Raw genomic sequence first — 16611 nt, 5'->3', positions numbered from 1 at the left:
TTACAGTAATCAGTTTCAATTTGCAGTTAGAATTTGATTTTGATTGCAGAATTGAACAAAAACTAAAATATAGTATGAGATTCAAAAAAGAATACGATTTAATTTGTGTTGGTGGCGGAATTATGAGCGCAACTTTAGCGTTAATAACAAAATTGCTAAAACCAGAAATGAATATTTTAATTGTAGAGCGTTTAAAAAATGTTGCTCAAGAAAGTTCTGCAGCTTGGAATAACGCAGGAACTGGTCATTCTGCTTTGTGCGAATTAAATTATTGTCCGGAAGAAAACGGAAAAGTTTCCATCAAAAAAGCAATTGATATTTGTACTCAATATGAAACTTCTAAGCAGTTTTGGTCTTATTTAACAGAAAAAGGATTGATTGAAAATCCGAATGAATTTATAAGTACAGTAAAACATCATAGTTGGGTTTTAGGAAAAGAAAATGCAGATTATTTAGAAGAACGTTTTAAAACTTTAAAAGAGCATTTTATGTTCGATTCTATTGAGTTTACAAGAGAAATCGACAAAATGAAAGAATGGTTTCCTTTAATTGCAAATGATAGAACTGAAGACGAAATTATGGCGGCTTCTAGAATTGATAGAGGCACAGAAATGAATTACGGTTCGTTAACAGAAAAGTTATTTCATATTTTAAAAACCAAATTTAACACGCCAGTTCATTGTAATATGGAAGTGTTAGATATTGATCCTGATACAGATTTAGATTGGACTGTAGAAATTAAGAATTTAAAAACAAAAAAAGTACATCAATTAGATGCAGAACATGTTTTTATTGGAGCAGGAGGAGGAAGTTTGTTGTTATTACAGAAAGTAGAAATTGATGAAAAAGAAGGTTATGGAGGTTTTCCTGTAAGTGGCGAATGGTTGGTTTGTACAAATGAAGATATTATAAAACAGCACGATGCAAAAGTATATAGTAAAGCAGGTCTTGGCGATCCACCAATGTCTACACCGCATTTAGACACGCGTTATATTGATGGAAAACGTCAATTAATGTTTGGTCCTTTTGCAGGATTTAGTCCGAAGTTTTTAAAAGAAGGTTCTAATTTAGATTTGTTTAAATCTATTCAGTTTGATAATATTCCATCAATGTTAGGTGCATTTTGGCATAATTTACCTTTAACCAAGTATCTGGTAGAACAAGTTATGATGAGTAAAGAAGATAGAATGGATTCTTTACGCAAGTTTGTTAAAAATGCTAATTCTGATGATTGGGAAGTTGTAAAAGCAGGTCAACGAGTACAAATTATTAAAAAGGATGAATTTGAAGGAGGAAAACTACAATTTGGTACAGAAGTAATTTCTAGCAAAGACGGAAGTATTACTTGTTTATTAGGCGCTTCTCCAGGAGCTTCTACAGCAACATCCATAATGTTAGAAGTTATTGAAAAAGCATTTCCAGAATTGATAAATTCTAAAAAAGGAAAACAACTTTTAAAAGAAATTGTACCTTTTTATAAATCAAAAGTTACAAAAGAATTATTTGATAAAGAGTTGGAGAAGAGTAAGATTTCTTTGGGACTTTAATTTATAGTTTTTATATCACTAACGTCAATGGATTCTTTAATTGAACCATCACTATTACAAAAGATAATCATTCCTTGTTCCCAATTATTAATTATTGGTTTATTAATTTTATAGTTATCTTCTGATAAATCATTTAAAATGGTTTTAATCATTGATTTATAAACAATTATTCTGTTAATTATAGTTTTCTTGTCATCTTGAGTAAATACAAAAACAGGATTGTGTTTACTTTCAACGCAATCACCAACACAAGCAAAATGTATAATTTCACAATCTAAGAAATCTTGATTTCCTTTTAGTTTCATAGAATTATTTATTTCTTCAAAATATCCTTTGGGAAAAACTGGTGATTTTTTTAATCCAGTATATGAATTATCCCATAGTCTTTTAATGATTCTAAATTTACTAAATCTTGAAATTGTATGATTATTTAAAAAGAATGTTGGCAATAAATATTCGCTAAATATTCTTTTTTGAACTTCTCTTGGAAACTCATATTTACAAGTGTAATCAAATACTAAGGATTCCAAAAAATAATCATAAAATTCTTTTGTTTTTAATGGATTTTCGATAAATATTTGTTCTGTTTTTTTTGCTTTTAAAGAAGTAAATTTTTTTTGCTGCTTTACTTTTTTTAATAATTCTTTAGGTTTAATCAAACTTAAATTACTAAAATATTTTTTGGCTTCATCATTAATAAATATAAAGGCTTCGTTATATTTTTTAGGACTTTTTAATTCTAATGGAAGTATTATTTTCGGATATGGAATTGTTATACCTAAAGCTTCCATTATTGTAAATGGCGTAAGGGAATAAATTATATTTTCAACAGGAATATTTTTAATTATTCTATGATTTTTAATATCAGAATTAAAATTTTCAAATACTATTTCATTTCCATATTTTACAATTTCTCTATAAATATTATTATCAAGTAGAAAGCTATAATTCATAATTATAAAGATACCAACAAAATCTAATCAATTTAAAAAAATCAAAAACTTTTTTACTCCAAGCAACCTTTTTAAAACTTCTGTAGTCTATATATTTGTAAGGCAATAAAAATAGAAACGAGAGGCTTGAAAATTATATCATTACATAACAACCAAACATCGCTTATTAAAAAAGCAATAGCCAATAACAGAGAAGCTCAACAGCAATTGTTTGAGAAACATTCTCCTAAAATGTTGGGTGTTTGCAGACAATATGTAAAAGATTTGCATCATGCAGAAGATTTGCTTTTACAAGGGTTTTTAAAAGTTTTTACCAACTTACATAAGTTTAAAAACGAAGGTAGTTTTGAAGGTTGGATTCGAAGAATTATGGTAAATACCTGTCTTTCTTATCTCCGCAAAAAAAACTTGGTAGATTTATCTGATGAAGACTATGTTTTTAATGATGCAGCAACAGAAAGTTTAGAAAATACTTCTGTAGAAGACATTCAAAAACTGATTGATAAATTGCCAGACGGTTACAAAATGGTGTTTAATTTATTCGCCATTGAAGGTTATAAACATTCGGAAATTGCAGAACAATTAGGCATTTCTGAAAGTACATCAAAATCGCAATTATTTAAAGCACGTAAATTATTGCAAGAGAATTATTACAAAATGAATAAAACGATTAATGGAGACAAATAATATAGATAAAAATATAAAAGAAAAGTTCGAAAATAGAACTTTTGAACCCTCTGCTTCTGCTTGGGAACGTTTATCTACACAATTAGATGAGCAACCTAAACAAAAGAAAAAAGGTTGGTTTTTTTATATTGGCGTAGCAGCAAGTATTTTACTTTTAATTAGTGTTGTGTTTTTTAATAAAAATGTAGAAACAAAACCATCAGAAATTATTGTTGATAATCCTATTGATACAACAATTATTGATAACAAAATAAATAAAATTATAAATGTAATTCCTGTTGAAAAAGCACTTGTAAAGGTTGATGAAATAGAAGAGGATCAAAAAATAAATAAAGATGTTATTGCAAAATCATATAAAGAAATGCATCCGAAGAAAAAGAATATAATTGCTAAAACAGATGATCAAATTTCAATTACTAATGTTGATGAAAATCCATCAGAAAAAAGTGCATCAGCAATAAAAAAAGTAGACTTACAGCAAAACCCAAATAGCAGAATTAAAATAAATAGTGAAGATTTATTGTATGCTGTAACACACACACCAGAAGAAGTAAAAACCTATTATGCCAAGTATAATTTAAATAGAGATGATGTTTTAAAAACGATTAAAAGTGAGCTCAAAAAATCGAATATTAAAGTAAATCCAGAAACTATTTTGGCAGAAGTGGAACGTACAATTGACGATGAAGATTTTCAGAATAATTTTATGAAATCATTAAAGAATAAAATATCAGATATTGCCACGGTAATTGCAAGTAGAAATAATTAAAAAACAAGTGTCATTGCGAGTTTACGAAGTAATCTTTTATATGGATTAGCAGATTATATCGTCGAAAACTCTTCGTAATGACGAATTCAAACTCAAAATTTTAAAATCAATAAAAATGAAAAGAATACTATTAATTTTAGTGTTGTTATGTACAACTATGGCACAATCTCAAGAAAAAACATTTGAGAAAGAAGTAATTAAAATATCAAAAAGAATAGAAATTATAACCAATCAGCAAAAGGATTCTTTAAAATCTAAAATAATTGATATTGATAAAAAGCTAGAAAAAGGAGAAATAACTAAAGTTACCTCAGAAACTTTAAAACAAGAGGTAGCGGCGTATCATGCAAGAAGAATAGAAATATTGGTTGGCGAACAAGAACGTTTGCTACAGCTTTTAGTGCAGGATAAAACTAACGGAAAAATCGCAACATCAGAAGAAAATGAAACAATTACAGGTGAGGATGATGACAATACTTTTTCTATTGGTAATAAAATTTTTAAACTAAATATTACGGAAGGTGACTTAGAGGAAAGAAATAATAAAAGAAAAGAAAGATGGAAAGAAAAAAATAAAAAACAAAGAAGTACAACAACTCAGTTTGTGTTTGCAATGGGTGTAAATAATGTTTTAAATAATGATAAATTTTCTTCTTTAAATGACTCTGAGTATAAATTTTGGCAATCGCATTTTTATGAGTTAGGTTGGACCTGGAAAACTCGTTTAACCAGAGAGCCTTCTCAGTTGTATTTTAAATATGGTTTTTCTTTTCTTTGGAATAATTTACGATTAGAAGATAATAGAATTCATGTTAAAAACGGCGATGTAACAGAAATTGAAACGTATGAAAATAAATTATCAGATAGCAGATTAAGACATGTACAAATGAATTTCCCGATGCATTTAGAATGGGATTTATCAAAAAATAAAATCTATGATGATGGTCGTGTTAGAGATAGAACAAATAATGCTGTTCGTTTAGGAGTTGGTGGTTTTTTTGGTTTTAAATTAGGAACAAGACAGTATTTAGAATATAACGATGCTAATGGAGTAGAAGTAGAAGAGGTTCAATTTGATAATTTTAATATGAATACCGTAAATTATGGATTAAGTGCATATTTAGGATATAAATCTACCAGTTTTTATGTAAAATATGATTTGAATCCGCTGTTTAAAAATACAAAAACAAGAAATATTTCTTTAGGGCTTCGTTTAGATTTGAATTAAAACGTTAAAGAATATATTGTTGAGGTCAATATATTATGTTAATTATTAAATATTTGATAATAAATATCAATAGAAATTTTTATAAAGTCATTTTTAATCTAAAAAAAATAGTGCATCAGTAAAAATAACAAATCTTTGTTTTTTTGTTAAATTACAAACAAAAACGGTGTAGATTTACTTGCTTAAATATTCAAATTAAGCAAAATGAAAATTGGAATTCCCAAAGAAATTAAAAACAATGAAAGCAGAGTTGGTATGACTCCTGCAGGAGTTTTTGAACTTACTAAAAAAAATCATACTGTTTTTGTACAAGCTACTGCAGGAGAAGGAAGTGGTTTTTTTGATAAACATTATCAAGAAGTTGGTGCAATAATTTTACCTACAATTGAAGACATCTACAGTCAAAGCGATATGATTGTAAAAGTTAAAGAACCAATTGCAGAAGAATATCCGTTAATTAAAGAAAACCAAATTGTTTTTACGTATTTTCATTTTGCATCAAGTGAACCGCTTACAAAAGCAATGATTCAAAGTAAGTCTATTTGTATTGCTTACGAAACTGTAGAAGATAATGAAGGAACTTTGCCTTTATTAACACCAATGTCTGAAGTAGCAGGTAGAATGGCAGTGCAACAAGGAGCAAAATATTTAGAAAAACCAATTAAAGGACGTGGAATATTATTAGGTGGAGTTCCAGGAGTCGCACCAGGAAAAGTGTTAGTTCTAGGCGCTGGAGTTGTAGGAGTTCAAGCGGCAAAAATGGCTGCAGGTTTAGGAGCTCATGTTACTATTATGGATATTAATATGAAACGGTTACGTTATGTAAATGATGTTTTACCAAACCATGTTATCACTGCTTTTTCTAGTGAATATAGTATTAGGCAGCTTATAAAAACTCACGATTTAATTATTGGTGGAGTTTTAGTAAAAGGAGGTAAAGCACCAAAATTAATAACTAGAGACATGTTAAAAGAGATGAGACCTGGTACTGTTGTTGTTGATGTTGCTGTAGATCAAGGTGGATGTTTTGAAACTACAAAAGCTACTACACACGAGCATCCAACGTATATTATAGATGATGTTGTGCATTATTGTGTAGCAAATATGCCAGGAGCAGTACCTTATACTTCTACAATTGCTTTAACAAATGTTACACTTTCATACATTTTAAAAATAGCTAATTTAGGTTGGGAAAAAGCTTGTGAATTTGATAAAAGTTTATCAAAAGGATTAAACATTGTAAAAGGTGAAATTGTTTACAAAGAATTAGAAGGTATTTTTGATTAAAATAAAATCTGTATAACAAATTAAAGATAGTTTTTATTGTCAACTTGAGTGAAATTGGAATTTAAAATTGTTCCGATTTCACTCATAAGACAATAAGTTTATTTATTTTTTTCTTCCCATTCTTTTCTTAAATCTGTTGATAAAATACTTGTTCCGTCGTGTTTCCAGCCAGGAGGTTTTATTAAATATTTAAATTTATTAAAGATAGATGTTTTTGAATTAAAAAAATCTGTAAGCATATTATACCATTCAATAAAAGCAATTTTTAGAGGATTATAAGTATTAATATTTGATACTAAACCATAAACAGGTTTTTCAATTTCGGGTTCAAAAGTACCAAAAAGTTTATCCCAAATAATAAAAATTCCTGCATGATTTCTATCTAAATATTGAGGGTTTGTAGCATGATGAACCCTGTGATGACTTGGTGTGTTAAAAATAGCTTCAAACCATTTTGGCATTTTTTTTATTAATTCTGTATGAATCCAATATTGATAAATTAAACTAATAGACATTTGTGCCATTACCATTATTGGATGAAAGCCTACTAAAATTAAAGGAATCCAAAAGATAAAAGTATAAAAACCACCAGACCAAGTTTGCCTTAAAGCAGTACTTAAATTATATTTTTTTGATGAGTGATGCACCACATGACTTGCCCAAAACAATCTACTTTCATGGCTAATTCTATGAAACCAATAATACATAAAATCTTCTGCAAAAAGAAGTATAACCCAAGTCCATAATGTAACAGAAATAGTAAAAAACCTATATTTATAAAGAAATAAAAAGGCAGTTAAAACAATTGCTTTTGTAATTATTCCTAGTAAAACATTTCCAAACCCCATTAAAAGGGAAGTGCTAGCATCCTTAAAATCGTAATCTTCTAATTTTACTTTTATGGTTAAAATTACTTCAATAATTACCGTTAAAGCAAAAAAGGGAATTGCGTAATGAATTAAATTTGGTATATCAGGTATTTGCATATCAGTGTTTTAAAAGGTTTTATTTAGTGCAAAAATGTTGTAATTTTAATGTAAAAAAGATTCTTTTATATGTAAAAAAGTTAGTATATTTGCAGCCTTAAAAATAAACAATAAATATTTAATTTATGAATCATTACGAAACTGTTTTCATTTTGAATCCCGTTTTATCTGATACTCAGATAAAGGAGACAGTACAAAAATTCGAAGATTATTTAGTTTCTAAAGGAGCTGAAATGATCTCAAAAGAAGATTGGGGCTTAAAGAAATTAGCGTACCCAATTCAAAAGAAAAAAAGTGGTTTTTATCACTTACTAGAGTACAAAGTTGCTGGAGAAGAAATCTCTGCATTTGAGTTAGAATTTAGAAGAGATGATAGCGTTATGCGTTACCTTTCTGTTAAATTAGACAAACATGCTGCAGCTTGGGCTAAAGTTAGAACAGAACGTGTTAAATCTACTAAAAAATAAGAAATGGCATCAATAGAACAACAAGCAAAAGGTGGTAAATCTGCTGACGTTAGATATTTAACGCCATTAGATATAGATACTAAAAAAGAAGCAAAATACTGTAGATTTAAAAAGAAAGATATCAAGTATATCGATTATAAAGATGCAGATTTCTTAATGTATTTAGTAAACGAACAAGGTAAAATTTTACCAAGACGTTTAACAGGAACTTCATTAAAATATCAACGTAAAGTTGCGCAAGCAATTAAAAGAGCGCGTCATTTAGCGTTAATGCCTTACGTTGGAGATATGTTAAAATAATAAAGAAGTAGAGACATGGAATTGATATTAAGACAAGACGTAGAAAATTTAGGATTTACTGATGATATCGTAGTCGTTAAAAACGGATATGCTAGAAATTTTTTAATCCCTACAGGAAAAGCAGTTTTAGCGACTTCATCTGCAAAGAAAGTATTAGCAGAGAATTTAAAACAACGTGCTTATAAAGAAGCTAAATTAATTGAAGACGCTAATGCAATAGCAGAAACAATTAAAGGATATGAAATTAAAATTGCATCTAAAGTTGGTTCAGGAGACAAATTATTTGGTTCTGTAAATAACATCGATTTAGCTGCAGCTCTTGTAAAAGCAGGAACAGAATTAGACAAGAAATTTATAAAAGTTGTTGGTGGTTCTGTAAAAAGATTAGGTAAATATGAAGCTTCTGTAAGATTACACAGAGCAGTAGTTACTGATATTACTTTTGAAGTAGTTTCTGAGTAGTATTACTTTAAATAATTTACAAAAAGCTCGTTAGAAATAACGAGCTTTTTTATTTTAGTGAAAGATTTAATTTTAAAATCACAAAATAATTATTAAAATTAGAAAGTTTAATTATTTTTTTTAATATGAAATATAGACAACTTACCAAAGAGCAATTTGAAAGTTTAAATGAAGAGTTTGCTCGTTTTTTAGCTACTCAAAGTATAGATGTAAAAGAATGGAATCAAATTAAAAAAGAGAAACCAACTGTAGCAGATGATGAAATGAATGTGTTTTCTGATGTTGTTTGGGATGATGTTTTATCTAAAACAAACTATGTAGAACATTTTTCTAAAACTTCGGCAAATTTATTTAAATGTGAAGCTAAAGAAATGCATAGAATAGCAATAAAAATTAATACGGATATTAATTTATTAGAACAAGCTGGTTTTGAGTGGTTATTGAAAAATCCTTTAGATAGTTCTGTAGAAATATTTAAAGGGTCTAAAGCATATAATTTAGAAAGAAATTTAGAAATTTTTGATTTAATTGAAAAAGGAAGTAATATTTCTAAAGGAGAAATTTTTGAATATTTTAATGGCTTAATAAGCTAAATTTATCTCTTCAAAATTATATTTTTTATAAAAACATTCAAATCTTTTTTTTAAGTAAAAAATACAGTTCATCGACAGTAATCTGCATTTTAACCCCACAATAATACCTGTTATCATTCTTTAGCAAAATTTGTTTTTCTTTAAACTTATTTTGTAATACCAAAATTGTTTAAAAAAATAAATGGGATGGAGAAAAGTTTAAAGATTTTATTGGTTGAAGATAATTTGATTGAAATAATGAAAATGAAAAGAACTCTTTCGTTATTAAAATTAAATCACATAATGTATGAAGCTAAAAATGGCGAAGAAGCATTAAATTTCTTAGACAATAGATCTAATATTCCAGATATAATTTTATTAGATTTAAATATGCCTAAAATAAATGGTATAGAATTTCTTAGAATTTTAAAAGCTAATGATGATTTAAAACATATTCCTACCATAATTTTAACCACTTCTAGCAATCAAAAAGATTTACTTGAATGTTATAGAACTGGTATGTCTGGCTATATTTTAAAACCATTAAAATATGAAGATTACGTTAAGAAAATTGAAATAGTTTTATCTTATTGGAGCGTTAATGAATTGATTAAATCTTAAAATGAAAGGAATTGTATTTACTGAATTTTTAGATTTGGTTGAAGATAAATTTGGGTTAGAAATGGTTGATACAATTATTTCTCAATCAAATTTAACTTCAGAAGGCATTTATACAACTATTGGTACTTACAGTTTTTCCGAAATGCTTAGTTTACTTAAAAATTTAAGTATTAACACAAAAATTTCAATCGATAATTTATTATTAGTTTATGGAGAACATTTTTTTGCAGTATTAAAAAACAGTTATCCAGATATTATTGAATCTTATAAAGAACCTATAGATATGATTTCATCTATAGAAAATCATATTCACATAGAAGTTAGAAAAATTTACCCAGACGCAGATTTACCAACATTTATTGTTGAAGAAAAGAATGTAAATTCGTTAACTTTAATCTATAAATCTAGTAGAGCAATGCACTATTTTGGTTTAGGTTTAATGAATAAAACATTTGAACATTTTAATTCTGAAGCCATTATAAAATTAGAAAAAATAAAAGAAGTTGGTACAGAGGTAAGATTTAACATCCAAAAAAAAGCAATTTAAAACTTACTAAATATTACTTTAATAATTGTTAAATTTTGTAAATTTAGCAATTAAGAAGAAATATAATATAGATATTATAATTTAAAGAGTCCCCTTAAGAGAATAAATAAATGAAAACAGTACAACTAAAAAAAAGGGGGACAAATAAATTTAAATATTTAAGTAAACAATGTACTCTAAAAAAACCATTAGTTTTGGTTTTTGGTAATAGATACATGCTGCAAGAAAAAAATATTTATAATGAAATTAGAGATATTTTTGAAGATGGTGAAATTATTTTTGGATCAACTTCTGGAGACATAACATCAGAATCTGTAGATGATGAAAGTATTACTATTACTGCAATAGAATTTGAAAGAAGTTCATTTATAATTAAAACAGCAAATGTTTTAAATTCTAATGTAGAAATAAATAGTTTTAAATCTGGTAAAGAACTAATAGAGCAATTGCCAAAAGAAGGTTTAAAATATGTTTTTGTTGTTTCTGATGGAAGTTTTACTAACGGTAGTCAACTTACTAAAGGGATGAATGCTGCAACAGACGATAACTTAATAATTACAGGTGCTTTATGTGGTGATGCTGCAAGGTTTGAAACCACTTTATGTTCATATAACGAAAACCCAAAAGAAGGAAAAATAGTAGCAATTGGTTTTTATGGAGAAACACTAGAAGTTTCATTTGCTACAAAAGGAGGTTGGATTCCTTTTGGGCCAGAAAGAATAGTTACAAAATCTAAGGATAATATATTATTTGAATTAGATGGAAAACCTGCTTTAGATTTATATAAAACTTATTTAGGAGAAAAATCTAAAGAATTACCGGGAGCAGCTTTATTATATCCTATGAAAGTTAAATCTAAGCATGAAAAAAAATCTATTGTAAGAACTATTTTAAACATTAATGAAGAAGAAAATTCTATGATTTTGGCTGGTGATATTTTTGAGAATTCTAAAGTTCAATTAATGATGACTAATGTAGATAGTATTGTAAATGCTGCAGAATTAGGAGCAGCACAAGCATTAGAATTGAGAAAAAGTAAACCAGAATTAGCAATTTTAATAAGCTGTATTGGTAGAAAATTAGTTTTAGATCAAAGAGTAGAAGAAGAGATAGAAGAAGTAATGGAAGTAGTTGGTAAAGACACTACAATTTCCGGTTTTTATTCTTATGGAGAAATTGCTCCTTTTAATGGAGAAATGAACTGTCATTTACACAATCAAACAATGGCAATTACGCTAATAAGTGAATAATGAATCCACTTTTAAAAAGACAAATAAGAAAATATTTACCTAAAAATTTGCAATCTAATAAAGATATGCAAGATTTTTTAGATGCAATAAATAAATCTTATAATACATCAGGTGAGCAGTTTACGATGCTTCAAAGAGCAGCTTCTATTAGTTCTGAAGAACTTTTTAATTCTAATAAACAATTAAGAGAAGAATCAGAATCACAAAAAGAAATTATAGAAAAACTTAATAGTGTAATTAATACTTTAAAGTTTTATAACTTAAAAGGTGATAATAATTTAGAAGGACAAGATTCTTTAGAATTAGTAGATTTTATTGAAATTCAAACTAAAGAAATTATAGAAATAAACAAACTAAAAGATAAACTTGTACTAGATTTAGAGCGTCAAAATCAAGAATTAAATGAATATGCTCATATGGTTTCTCATGATTTAAAATCGCCATTACAAAGTATAGATGCATTAACAGTTTGGATTAAGGATGATTTTTCTGATGTTTTAGGTGAGTCTGGTAGTGAAGTTGTAGATTTAATTAGAGAAAATGTAGAAAAAATGGACACCTTAATTCAAGGTATTTTAGAATATTCTACAATTGGTAAAACAAAAATGGCTCTTTATGATATCGATTTAAATCTTTTAATAGAAGATGTTTTAGTTACTATAGATAACCCTAATGATGTTGATGTTTTAGTAACTAGTGATTTACCCAGAATAAAAGGAGATCAACATAGATTAGAGTTGCTTTTTTATAATTTAATTAATAATGCTGTAAAATTTAATGATAAAAAGAGTAAAGGTTTTGTAGAGATTAGATTTGAAGACAAAAATAAATATTGGCAATTTTCTATAACAGATAATGGAAAAGGGATTGAACAAAAGTATTTTGATAAAATTTTTATTGCTTTTCAAAAATTAGAAAATGATTATAAATCTACTGGAATTGGTTTATCAATTGTAAAGAAAATCATAGAAACATATCAAGGAGAAATTTGGTTAAAATCTATACCTAATATAGAAACGACCTTTTATTTTACAATAAAAAAATAAATATGGAAAAACCTAATTTAATCTACATAGATAAACTAGCAAGAGGAGACGAATCTATTAAGAAAACCTTAATAGATGTTATAAAAAGTGAGTTTCCCGGAGAGAAAGAAGAGTACTACCAAAGTCTTAAAAATAAAGATTTTAGAAAAATTGAAGATAATGTTCATAGAATTAAACATAAATTTAGTATTTTAGGTCTTGAAAAGAGTTACAAAATGGCTAATGAGTTTGAACATAATCTTCGTGAACAAGTTTTAAATTTAAAAGAAGAGAAAGATTTTGATAAAATTTTAATAGCAATTTCAAAATATTTGAAAACTATTTAACCCCCATGAACTGTATTATTATTGATGATGAACAAATGGCAAGAGTTATTGTTAGAACTCTATGCAATGAAATAAAGTCATTAGATATTTTAGAAGAATTTACAAATGCAATCGAAGCTATTAAATTCTTGAATGAAAATGATGTAGATTTAATTTTTTTAGATATTCATATGCCTAATTTTAGTGGTTTAGATTTTATAAAAACACTAAAAGATCCACCAAAAATAATCTTTACTACTTCAGATCCTAAATTTGCTATTGAAGCTTTCGAATACGATTTTATTGTAGACTATTTGTTAAAACCAATAGAGTTTCCACGTTTTGAAAAAGCTGTAAAAAAAGCAGAAAAACTTCAACTTAGGCAAACCCAAATTAGCAATACAAAAGAAGTATCTCCTAAAAATGATTTTTATGTAAATATAGACAGAAGGTTAATTAAAATTGATTTGTCAACCATCTATTTAATTGAAGCTAAGGGAGATTACATAAATATTAAAACAGAAGAAAAAAATTATGTAGTACATTCTACATTAAAAAAAATTGAAGAAAAATTGCCAGATACTTTGTTTCTAAAAGTACATCGTTCTTATATTATAAATGTTAAAAAAATAATAGATATTGAAGACAATAGTGTACTAATTAAAAAAGACGTTGTTCCTGTTAGTCGTTCAAATAGACCTGAATTGATGAAACGTTTAGATTTATTATAATTTTTATCGAAATTAATTGAGCATCTCATCGAACGATAAGTTGTTTGTGTCGAAAATTTAATTTTAAATTTTTAATTGATATTATTTTTACGATATATATAATTATATTATGCGTAAAATGTTAATAATACTTGTTTCTGTTGTAATTACAATTTTGAATATAAATTCTTATGGTGATTTAGACGCTTCTATTATTGAAAAGGCAAAAATTAATAAGTTAGAAAAAAAGGAAAAAGATGTTTTAAAAAAATCTATTAATTGGGGTTTTGGTTCAACTCTTTTTAAATTAATACATTTTGCTGAAATAATGTTTATATCAGAAGTAAGTAGAAAAAAGATATCACATTAAAAACTATTCTTTAATTAATATTTTTTTTAATTTATCTGTTCCTAAGCTAGCTAAATCTGTAATAATTGTAAGTTTATTAAAATTATTTTTAGAAACTGAAGGTTTTGGGTCAATAAAATATATAGGAGTATTTAATTTTACATAATTTATTAAACTTGCCGCTGGATATACTTGCATAGATGTACCAATAATTACTAAAATATCAGCTTTTTCAGTAATTTCAATTGCTTTTTCTAGCATTGGTACCATTTCTCCGAACCAAACAATATGTGGCCTTAATTGGCTTTTTTTGATGCATAAATCTCCTAGAAATAAATCCTTTTTCCAATCTAAAATTATAGATTCATCAACAGAACTTCTAACCTTTAAAAGTTCTCCATGTAAATGAGTAACTTTTGTACTACCAGCTCGTTCATGCAAGTCATCTACATTTTGAGTAATAATTTCTACATCAAAATCATTTTCTAAATCAACTAAATTATAATGTGCTTTATTTGGTTGCACTTCTAATAATTGATTTCTACGTGCATTGTAAAAATCTAAAACTAATTTTGGATTTGCTTTAAAACCTTCTGGAGTTGCAACTTCCATAACATCATGCCCTTCCCATAAACCATCAGCATCTCTAAAAGTTTCTATTCCGCTTTCTGCGGATATTCCTGCGCCCGTTAAAACAACTAATTTTTTCATCAATTTTAATATATTAAATTCTTTGCATGAAGGTAAAAATAATAATTATATGTTTGTAACTATGATTGATAAAAAATTATTAATTTACTTAGAAAGTTATTTAACTGATAAAAGAAAAGCACTTTTTAAAAAAGTTATATCAGAAAGAACACAACATTTTACAGTTGTTTTAGAAGATATTTCTCAGCCACATAATGCAAGTGCTGTATTAAGAACTTGTGATATTTTTGGTGTTCAAGAATTACATACTGTAGAAAATAAATATATTAATAGAGTTTCTAAATATGTTGCAAAAGGTTCTCAAAAATGGATTACCACTAAACGTTATAAATCGGATGGAAATAATACAAAAGTTTGTTTTGATAATTTAAGAAATCAAGGATACCAAATTATAGCAACTTCTCCTCATGATAATTCGTGTTTTTTACAAGATTTTGACATTAGTAAAAAAACAGCTTTTGTCTTTGGAGAAGAAACAGAAGGTGTTTCTGATTTTACAAAAGAAAACGCAGACGGATTTTTGAAAATCCCGATGGTTGGTTTTACAGAAAGTTTAAATATTTCTGTAGCTGCGGCTATAATTTTGCAAGATGTAACAACAAAACTCAGAAATTCTAATCTTGATTGGCAATTATCAGAAGAAGAAAAAGAAATTCTATATCTTAATTGGATAAAAGAATCTATTAAAAACGTTGATAAAATTGAAGAAAATTATCTAAATAATAATGTGTAGTTTTAAAGTGTAAAACTATAATTTTACGTTAAATAGACTTTAAAATGATTTAAAAATGAAGAACTCGAAAGTAGATGAATATATTTCTAAAAAGGAAAATTGGCGTAAAGAATTAGAATTATTACGTTCTGTTTTTTCTGATTTACCTGTTGATGAAACTATAAAATGGGGCGCACCAACCTATGTTTTTAACAATAAAAATATAGTTGGTTTAGCAGCTTTTAAAGAATATTGTGGTTTATGGTTTTTTCAGGGAGCTTTGTTAAATGACAAACACAAAGTTTTTATAAATGCACAAGAAGGCAAGACGAAAGCCATGTTGCAATGGCGATTTTATAATTTAGAAGAAATAAATGCAGCATTAATTAAAACTTATGTTTTAGAAGCTATAGAAAATATAAAATTGGGAAAAGAAATTAAAGTTGATAGGTCTAAAAAAGAAATTATTATTCCAGATGAATTAAATAATAAATTTTCAGAAAAAGAGGAGTTAAAATCAAAATTTGAAAATTTTACTAATAGTAAGCAAAGAGAGTTTTGCGAGTATATTTCATCAGCAAAAAGAGAAAATACTAAACAAACTAGATTAAAAAAAATTATTCCATTAATATTAAATGGAACTGGTTTATATGATAAATATAAGAATTGTTAATCCTTTAGTTAGATCAAACAAAATAAAAGTGTATAATTTAATCTATAATTATTTTTTCTATAGTTGCAGTAGAATCACATCTAGAAATATATAAACTTACGTATTCTAATTCTCTGCTACCTGTAATATAATATTCTGCACAAGGTTTTTGTCTTGGTTTACTTTTACCAAAATCAACATCGCCATTTAATAAAATAGTAGAAATTTTAATTGAATCAATATAAGAATTTAGCATGACTTGTTTTGCGTCATCAGAAAAAAGTCTTTTTTTTATTCTGATAGTTTTTAAAGTTCTTGCATCCATTCCATAATCAAAAGTTGCTTTTTTCTTTTGCCAAAAAAAGTAAACTCCTATAGAACTAATTGAAACTCCTATTAAAAAATATCCTATTCTTTTAAGTAATTGCATTATTTATTTTTGAATTGCAA

At 26.7% G+C, this 16611-nt stretch carries 22 protein-coding genes; 18 read left to right on the top strand and 4 right to left on the bottom strand.

The annotated features are described in order from the left end of the window. Positions 1 to 74 precede the first annotated feature (74 nt). Complete coding sequence (gene mqo, locus BLT70_RS08885; RefSeq protein ID WP_091893644.1) at positions 75 to 1547, top strand: malate dehydrogenase (quinone); 1473 nt, start codon at positions 75 to 77, stop codon at positions 1545 to 1547. Here the strand turns inward: mqo and BLT70_RS08880 are convergent. Beyond that, positions 1544 to 2500 carry a hypothetical protein gene (locus BLT70_RS08880; protein WP_091893642.1) on the bottom strand — a complete coding sequence of 319 codons (957 nt, stop codon included), beginning with the start codon at positions 2498 to 2500 and terminating at the stop codon, positions 1544 to 1546. The two genes, mqo and BLT70_RS08880, sit on opposite strands and share 4 nt — an antisense overlap. A gap of 126 nt (positions 2501 to 2626) precedes the next feature. Here BLT70_RS08880 and BLT70_RS08875 point away from each other — a divergent pair, with 126 nt between their 5' ends. From BLT70_RS08875 to ald, 4 genes are all read left to right on the top strand, one after another. Next, positions 2627 to 3187, top strand: coding sequence for an RNA polymerase sigma factor (locus BLT70_RS08875; RefSeq protein WP_091893640.1), 561 nt, complete (start codon positions 2627 to 2629; stop codon positions 3185 to 3187). Beyond that, positions 3174 to 3956: a hypothetical protein gene (locus BLT70_RS08870; protein WP_091893638.1), complete on the top strand. Its 783-nt coding sequence runs from the start codon at positions 3174 to 3176 to the stop codon at positions 3954 to 3956. Before BLT70_RS08875 ends, BLT70_RS08870 begins: the two co-directional genes overlap by 14 nt. 115 nt (positions 3957 to 4071) lie before the next feature. Then, on the top strand, positions 4072 to 5184 hold the full coding sequence (locus BLT70_RS08865) for a hypothetical protein (RefSeq protein WP_091893635.1): 1113 nt from the start codon (positions 4072 to 4074) through the stop codon (positions 5182 to 5184). A gap of 204 nt (positions 5185 to 5388) precedes the next feature. After that, positions 5389 to 6471, top strand: a complete 1083-nt coding sequence (gene ald, locus BLT70_RS08860) for an alanine dehydrogenase (RefSeq protein ID WP_091893633.1) — start codon at positions 5389 to 5391, stop codon at positions 6469 to 6471. Between the two features lie 98 nt (positions 6472 to 6569). Here the strand turns inward: ald and BLT70_RS08855 are convergent, their stop codons facing one another. Further along, positions 6570 to 7457, bottom strand: a complete 888-nt coding sequence (locus BLT70_RS08855) for a sterol desaturase family protein (RefSeq protein ID WP_091893631.1) — start codon at positions 7455 to 7457, stop codon at positions 6570 to 6572. Positions 7458 to 7582: 125 nt separating this feature from the next. Between BLT70_RS08855 and rpsF the strand changes: the two genes are divergently transcribed. The 11 genes from rpsF (at position 7583) to BLT70_RS08800 (ending at position 14107) form a co-directional block, all read left to right on the top strand. Continuing rightward, a complete protein-coding gene (gene rpsF, locus BLT70_RS08850; protein WP_091893629.1) occupies positions 7583 to 7924 on the top strand; it encodes a 30S ribosomal protein S6 in 342 nt (113 codons plus the stop codon). 3 nt (positions 7925 to 7927) lie between these two features. Then, positions 7928 to 8224, top strand: coding sequence for a 30S ribosomal protein S18 (gene rpsR / locus BLT70_RS08845; protein ID WP_091893627.1), 297 nt, complete (start codon positions 7928 to 7930; stop codon positions 8222 to 8224). Between the two features lie 15 nt (positions 8225 to 8239). Beyond that, positions 8240 to 8686, top strand: coding sequence for a 50S ribosomal protein L9 (gene rplI / locus BLT70_RS08840; protein ID WP_091893625.1), 447 nt, complete (start codon positions 8240 to 8242; stop codon positions 8684 to 8686). 125 nt (positions 8687 to 8811) lie between these two features. Beyond that, a complete protein-coding gene (locus tag BLT70_RS08835) occupies positions 8812 to 9279 on the top strand; it encodes a DUF6495 family protein (RefSeq protein ID WP_091893623.1) in 468 nt (155 codons plus the stop codon). A gap of 186 nt (positions 9280 to 9465) precedes the next feature. Further along, positions 9466 to 9879 carry a response regulator gene (locus tag BLT70_RS08830; protein ID WP_091893621.1) on the top strand — a complete coding sequence of 138 codons (414 nt, stop codon included), beginning with the start codon at positions 9466 to 9468 and terminating at the stop codon, positions 9877 to 9879. Between the two features lies 1 nt (position 9880). Next, a complete protein-coding gene (locus BLT70_RS08825; protein WP_091893619.1) occupies positions 9881 to 10426 on the top strand; it encodes a heme NO-binding domain-containing protein in 546 nt (181 codons plus the stop codon). A gap of 110 nt (positions 10427 to 10536) precedes the next feature. Further along, the gene (locus tag BLT70_RS08820; protein ID WP_091893617.1) at positions 10537 to 11676 is read left to right on the top strand and encodes an FIST signal transduction protein; all 1140 of its coding nucleotides are present in this window, start codon (positions 10537 to 10539) and stop codon (positions 11674 to 11676) included. Beyond that, positions 11676 to 12722 (top strand): ATP-binding protein, encoded by a 1047-nt coding sequence (locus BLT70_RS08815; protein WP_091893615.1) that lies wholly within the window; start codon positions 11676 to 11678, stop codon positions 12720 to 12722. The genes BLT70_RS08820 and BLT70_RS08815 overlap by 1 nt, the downstream gene beginning before the upstream one ends. Before the next feature lie 2 nt (positions 12723 to 12724). Beyond that, positions 12725 to 13048, top strand: coding sequence for a histidine kinase (locus BLT70_RS08810; protein ID WP_091893613.1), 324 nt, complete (start codon positions 12725 to 12727; stop codon positions 13046 to 13048). 5 nt (positions 13049 to 13053) lie between these two features. Beyond that, the gene (locus BLT70_RS08805; RefSeq protein WP_091893611.1) at positions 13054 to 13758 is read left to right on the top strand and encodes a LytTR family DNA-binding domain-containing protein; all 705 of its coding nucleotides are present in this window, start codon (positions 13054 to 13056) and stop codon (positions 13756 to 13758) included. A gap of 118 nt (positions 13759 to 13876) precedes the next feature. After that, positions 13877 to 14107: a hypothetical protein gene (locus BLT70_RS08800; protein ID WP_157691864.1), complete on the top strand. Its 231-nt coding sequence runs from the start codon at positions 13877 to 13879 to the stop codon at positions 14105 to 14107. 3 nt (positions 14108 to 14110) lie between these two features. On the opposite strand, the gene BLT70_RS08795 is transcribed toward BLT70_RS08800, so the two are convergent. Then, the gene (locus BLT70_RS08795) at positions 14111 to 14797 is read right to left on the bottom strand and encodes an NAD-dependent deacylase (protein ID WP_091893607.1); all 687 of its coding nucleotides are present in this window, start codon (positions 14795 to 14797) and stop codon (positions 14111 to 14113) included. 61 nt (positions 14798 to 14858) lie between these two features. Here BLT70_RS08795 and BLT70_RS08790 point away from each other — a divergent pair, with 61 nt between their 5' ends. After that, positions 14859 to 15530, top strand: a complete 672-nt coding sequence (locus BLT70_RS08790; protein ID WP_091897559.1) for an RNA methyltransferase — start codon at positions 14859 to 14861, stop codon at positions 15528 to 15530. A 55-nt stretch (positions 15531 to 15585) separates the two neighbouring features. Continuing rightward, the gene (locus tag BLT70_RS08785) at positions 15586 to 16182 is read left to right on the top strand and encodes a YdeI family protein (protein ID WP_091893606.1); all 597 of its coding nucleotides are present in this window, start codon (positions 15586 to 15588) and stop codon (positions 16180 to 16182) included. Positions 16183 to 16219: 37 nt separating this feature from the next. Here BLT70_RS08785 and BLT70_RS08780 read toward each other — a convergent pair whose 3' ends face one another. Continuing rightward, positions 16220 to 16591 (bottom strand): DUF4258 domain-containing protein, encoded by a 372-nt coding sequence (locus BLT70_RS08780; protein ID WP_091893604.1) that lies wholly within the window; start codon positions 16589 to 16591, stop codon positions 16220 to 16222. Positions 16592 to 16611: the final 20 nt, after the last annotated feature.

Origin of the sequence: Polaribacter sp. KT25b, from assembly GCF_900105145.1 — a bacterium.
Taxonomy (GTDB): Bacteria; Bacteroidota; Bacteroidia; order Flavobacteriales; family Flavobacteriaceae; genus Polaribacter.
The sequence above is the reverse complement of the archived record's forward strand: the minus strand, read 5'-3'. Positions and strand labels throughout refer to the sequence as shown.

Bases quoted from the DNA above. Each gene is read 5' to 3' on its own strand.
- mqo (WP_091893644.1), top strand. From the start codon at position 75: ATGAGATTCAAAAAAGAATACGATTTAATTTGTGTTGGTGGCGGAATT.
- BLT70_RS08880 (WP_091893642.1), bottom strand. From the start codon at position 2,500: ATGAATTATAGCTTTCTACTTGATAATAATATTTATAGAGAAATTGTA.
- BLT70_RS08870 (WP_091893638.1), top strand. From the start codon at position 3,174: ATGGAGACAAATAATATAGATAAAAATATAAAAGAAAAGTTCGAAAAT.
- BLT70_RS08865 (WP_091893635.1), top strand. From the start codon at position 4,072: ATGAAAAGAATACTATTAATTTTAGTGTTGTTATGTACAACTATGGCA.
- ald (WP_091893633.1), top strand. From the start codon at position 5,389: ATGAAAATTGGAATTCCCAAAGAAATTAAAAACAATGAAAGCAGAGTT.
- BLT70_RS08855 (WP_091893631.1), bottom strand. From the start codon at position 7,457: ATGCAAATACCTGATATACCAAATTTAATTCATTACGCAATTCCCTTT.
- rpsF (WP_091893629.1), top strand. From the start codon at position 7,583: ATGAATCATTACGAAACTGTTTTCATTTTGAATCCCGTTTTATCTGAT.
- rpsR (WP_091893627.1), top strand. From the start codon at position 7,928: ATGGCATCAATAGAACAACAAGCAAAAGGTGGTAAATCTGCTGACGTT.
- rplI (WP_091893625.1), top strand. From the start codon at position 8,240: ATGGAATTGATATTAAGACAAGACGTAGAAAATTTAGGATTTACTGAT.
- BLT70_RS08835 (WP_091893623.1), top strand. From the start codon at position 8,812: ATGAAATATAGACAACTTACCAAAGAGCAATTTGAAAGTTTAAATGAA.
- BLT70_RS08830 (WP_091893621.1), top strand. From the start codon at position 9,466: ATGGAGAAAAGTTTAAAGATTTTATTGGTTGAAGATAATTTGATTGAA.
- BLT70_RS08825 (WP_091893619.1), top strand. From the start codon at position 9,881: ATGAAAGGAATTGTATTTACTGAATTTTTAGATTTGGTTGAAGATAAA.
- BLT70_RS08820 (WP_091893617.1), top strand. From the start codon at position 10,537: ATGAAAACAGTACAACTAAAAAAAAGGGGGACAAATAAATTTAAATAT.
- BLT70_RS08815 (WP_091893615.1), top strand. From the start codon at position 11,676: ATGAATCCACTTTTAAAAAGACAAATAAGAAAATATTTACCTAAAAAT.
- BLT70_RS08810 (WP_091893613.1), top strand. From the start codon at position 12,725: ATGGAAAAACCTAATTTAATCTACATAGATAAACTAGCAAGAGGAGAC.
- BLT70_RS08805 (WP_091893611.1), top strand. From the start codon at position 13,054: ATGAACTGTATTATTATTGATGATGAACAAATGGCAAGAGTTATTGTT.
- BLT70_RS08800 (WP_157691864.1), top strand. From the start codon at position 13,877: ATGTTAATAATACTTGTTTCTGTTGTAATTACAATTTTGAATATAAAT.
- BLT70_RS08795 (WP_091893607.1), bottom strand. From the start codon at position 14,797: ATGAAAAAATTAGTTGTTTTAACGGGCGCAGGAATATCCGCAGAAAGC.
- BLT70_RS08790 (WP_091897559.1), top strand. From the start codon at position 14,859: ATGATTGATAAAAAATTATTAATTTACTTAGAAAGTTATTTAACTGAT.
- BLT70_RS08785 (WP_091893606.1), top strand. From the start codon at position 15,586: ATGAAGAACTCGAAAGTAGATGAATATATTTCTAAAAAGGAAAATTGG.
- BLT70_RS08780 (WP_091893604.1), bottom strand. From the start codon at position 16,591: ATGCAATTACTTAAAAGAATAGGATATTTTTTAATAGGAGTTTCAATT.